Origin of the sequence: Hymenobacter coccineus (genome assembly GCF_001816125.1) — a bacterium.
Classification (GTDB): Bacteria; Bacteroidota; Bacteroidia; order Cytophagales; family Hymenobacteraceae; genus Hymenobacter; species Hymenobacter coccineus.
Genome location: NZ_MDZA01000211.1, coordinates 1 through 3,274, shown reverse-complemented (window position 1 = coordinate 3,274; position 3,274 = coordinate 1). Strand labels below are relative to the sequence as shown.

4 protein-coding genes and 1 riboswitch are annotated in these 3,274 nt (G+C 69.5%); of the genes, 3 read left to right on the top strand and 1 reads right to left on the bottom strand.

Annotated features, from left to right (window positions below; genetic code table 11):
• The coding region (locus BEN49_RS12900; protein ID WP_094123158.1) for a cobyrinic acid a,c-diamide synthase CobB at positions 1–771 on the bottom strand (771 nt) is incomplete at its 3' end.
• 33 nt (positions 772–804) lie between these two features.
• On the opposite strand from BEN49_RS12900, the gene BEN49_RS12895 reads away from it, so the two are divergent.
• The 3 genes from BEN49_RS12895 to BEN49_RS12885 all read left to right on the top strand — a co-directional run.
• Positions 805–1,338 (top strand): AAA family ATPase, encoded by a 534-nt coding sequence (locus tag BEN49_RS12895; protein WP_158022897.1) that lies wholly within the window; start codon positions 805–807, stop codon positions 1,336–1,338.
• 42 nt (positions 1,339–1,380) lie between these two features.
• A riboswitch (cobalamin riboswitch) is annotated at positions 1,381–1,580 on the top strand.
• 30 nt (positions 1,581–1,610) lie between these two features.
• The gene (locus BEN49_RS12890) at positions 1,611–2,831 is read left to right on the top strand and encodes an ABC transporter substrate-binding protein (protein ID WP_070744046.1); all 1,221 of its coding nucleotides are present in this window, start codon (positions 1,611–1,613) and stop codon (positions 2,829–2,831) included.
• Positions 2,798–3,274: iron chelate uptake ABC transporter family permease subunit (locus tag BEN49_RS12885; protein WP_239691924.1), on the top strand; the 477-nt coding region annotated here is incomplete at its 3' end. The genes BEN49_RS12890 and BEN49_RS12885, both read left to right, overlap by 34 nt.

Below are 3,274 nucleotides of genomic sequence, written 5' to 3'. Positions count from 1 at the left end.
GTCGCGGGCCACGGCGATGCGGCGCGGCTGGGGGGCCCCGGGCGCGGGCGGGGCGGGGGCCCCGGGCGCGGGCGCGGCGGTGCTGGTGAGGGCCAGCAGGCGGTCCACGTCCACGGTGGCGGGGAGGGCATCGGCCAGGGCGTTGGCAATGGCCTCGTACTGAAGTTCGGCGTCGATGGACAGGCCCAGGTGGCGCGAGGGGATGGCAAAGGCCGGGTTTTTAGGTAAATAGCCCAGGGCTTCTACGCCCACGTCGGCGCAGGCTTCGCGCAGGAACTGGTAGTGCGAGGCGGTGTTCACGAAGTTGAACAGGGCCCCCACCAGCCGGATGCCGGGGTAAAAGTTCTTAAACCCGAACAGCAGCGGCGCCACCGAATACGCCATGGCGCGCGCATCGACCACTAGCACGACCGGGATATTGAGCAGTTCGGCCACGGCGGCGGCGCTGCCCGCCATGCGGTCAGCCCCGTCGAAAAGGCCCATCACGCCCTCCACCACGGCCGCGTTGGCGGGGGCGAGGTAGCGGGCGTAGGTGGCCTGCGCGTGCGCCGCCGAAGCCATGAACAAATCGAGGTTGAGGCTGGGGCGGCCGGCGGCCTGGGCGTGGTGGTGCGGGTCGAGGTAATCGGGCCCGCACTTGAAGGGCTGCACCACCAGGCCGCGCCGGGCCATTACCCGCAGCAGGCCCAGCGTGAGGGTGGTTTTGCCGCTGCCGCTGCTGGGCGCGGCAATCAGGAACTGCGGTTTTTCGGAAGCGGCGGAATCGGGCACGGCGGGTACTTTTGGCGTTCAATGCAAGCAAAAATGCCCCTTTACGTAATCTCCGGGGGCCCTGGAGCCGGCAAAACTACGCTGCTGGGGGCCCTGCGCGCCGCCGGCTTCGCGGGGGCCGAGGAGGTTTCGCGCCGGCTCATCCAAGAGCAGGTGGCGCTGGGCAGCGGCCTGGTGCCGTGGCGCGATTTGGCCGGCTTTGCCGAGCTGGCGCTGGCCCGTATGGTGGCCGACTACGAAGCCGCGGCGCGGCGCGGCGGCGTCACGTTTTTCGACCGGGGCCTGCCCGATATCATTGCCTACCTGGAAGTGGCGGGGCTGCCCGTGCCGGCCGCGTGCTACGCCGCGGTGGCGGCGCACCCGTACCAGGCGCCGGTGTTTCTGGCGCCGCCGTGGGCCGAGATTTACGTGAACGACGCCGAGCGCTGGCAGACGTTTGCCGAGGCTACGGCGCTGCACGGGGCCCTGCGGCGCACCTACCAGCGGTTGGGTTTTGCGGTGTTGGAATTGCCCAAAACCACGGTGGCGGCGCGGGTGGCCTTTGTGCGAGCGGCGGCCAATTTGTAGCTGCCCGGGGCCCCCGGCGCGCGGCGGCTGGCATTTGCGCCTACCTTTGCGGCAGCAAATGGTAATCGTTTCCGCGGTGCGGGGCGATTTGAAAAGGGAATCCGGCGTAATTCCGGGACAGTCTCCGCTGCTGTAACCCCCTCACCAACCGGCCGATACTTGGCGCCACTGTCCTTCGCGGGATGGGAAGGCCATCGGCCGACGGGGGAAGTCAGAAGACCTGCCGCTTGCTTCATACAGTCACAGCTTTCGGCAGAAAGGCTCGTCGTACCATGCCCCACCCCCCGCTTCCCGCCGGCCGTGCCGGCGGTGCACCCTCTGTATTTTTCGTTTGGCGCGCCCTCGCGCTGCTGGCCCTGCTGCTGGCGGGGCCCCTGCCCGGCTGGGCCCAGGCGCCGGCGACCAAACCCGCCGCGCCCAAAACCACCGCTGGGGCCCCGCGCGGCCGTACCACGGTGCAGTATGCCAAGGGCTTCACCATCAGCTACGTGCCCGGCGGTAAGCTGGTCACCATCCTGAGCCCGTTCGAGCAGAAAACCACGGCCACGCGCTACCTGCTGGTGCCCCGCGGGGCGGCGCGCCCGGCGGGCTACGCCGATGCCCACGTCATCGAAACGCCGCTGCGCAGCCTCGTGGCCCTCTCGTCGATGCACGTGGCGCTGGCCGATTTCCTGGGGGCCGCCGACCTGGTGGTGGGCCTGGGCAACTTCAAGTACGCCTCGGCCCCGCGGGTGCGGCAGCGCATCACCGAGGGTAAAGTATACGAAGTGGGCCAGGGCAAAGAGCTTAACAACGAGCAGCTGGTGGCCCAGCACCCCGACTTGGTGATGGCCACCGGCTGGCCCGGCGAAAGCCTGGCGCGCTTCCAGACCCTGGAAGCCGCCGGTGTGCCGGTCATGATCAACTCGGAGTGGGTGGAAACCACGCCTTTGGCCCGCGCCGAGTGGGTGAAGGTGCTGGCCGCGCTGCTGAACAAGGAGGACCTGGTGAACCAGAAGTTTGGCCAAGTGGCCCGTTCCTACAACCGCCTGGCGGCCTTGGGCCACCAAGCCGCCCAGCGGCCCAGAGTGGTTATCGGCCTGCCGTTCAAGGACGTGTGGTACGTGCCCGACGCCGACAGCTACCTCACGCAGTTCCTGCGCGACGCGGGCTGCACCTACGCCTGGGACCAAACCCGGGCCCCCAGCGGCAGCCTGGCGCTGTCGTTCGAAACCGTGGCCCCCGTGGCCCTCGCCGCCGACTACTGGCTGCAAACCGGCACGGCCATGGCTAAGGCCGACATTGCGGCCCAGGACGCGCGCTACGCCGCTTTCGCGCCCTTCAAAACCGGCCAAGTGTATAACAACAACCGCCGCACCAACGCCCAGGGCTCCAACGATTACTGGGAATCGGGGGCGGTGCGGCCCGACCTCGTGCTGTCGGATTTGATCAAGATTTTGCACCCCGAGCTGCTGCCCGCGTGGCAACTCTACTACTACCAGTGGCTGAAGTGAGCACGGCCCAACTCGCGGCCGCGCCGCTGCCCCTGGCCGCGGCCGGGCGGCGGCGCACGGCCTGGCTGCTGGCCCTGGCGGGGCTGGTGGCCCTGGGCTTCGTGCTCGACATTGCCCTGGGCCCCGTGCGCATTCCGCTGGCGGCGGTGGTGAAGATTTTGAGTGGCCAAGCGGCCGACAACCCGGCTTGGGCGTTCATCGTGCGGGAGATTCGCCTGCCCAAGGCCCTCACGGCCCTGGCCGTGGGCAGCGGCCTGGCCGTGAGCGGATTGCAGATGCAAACGCTGTTCCGCAACCCGCTGGCGGGGCCCTCGGTGCTGGGCCTCACGGCGGGGGCGGGGCTGGGCGTAGCCGCCGTGATGCTGGCCGGCGGCAGTGGCGCGGCGGGCGGCTTTGCCATCCGGGCGCTGGGGCGTGGGCGGCAGCTGGGGTCCTGGTGCTGG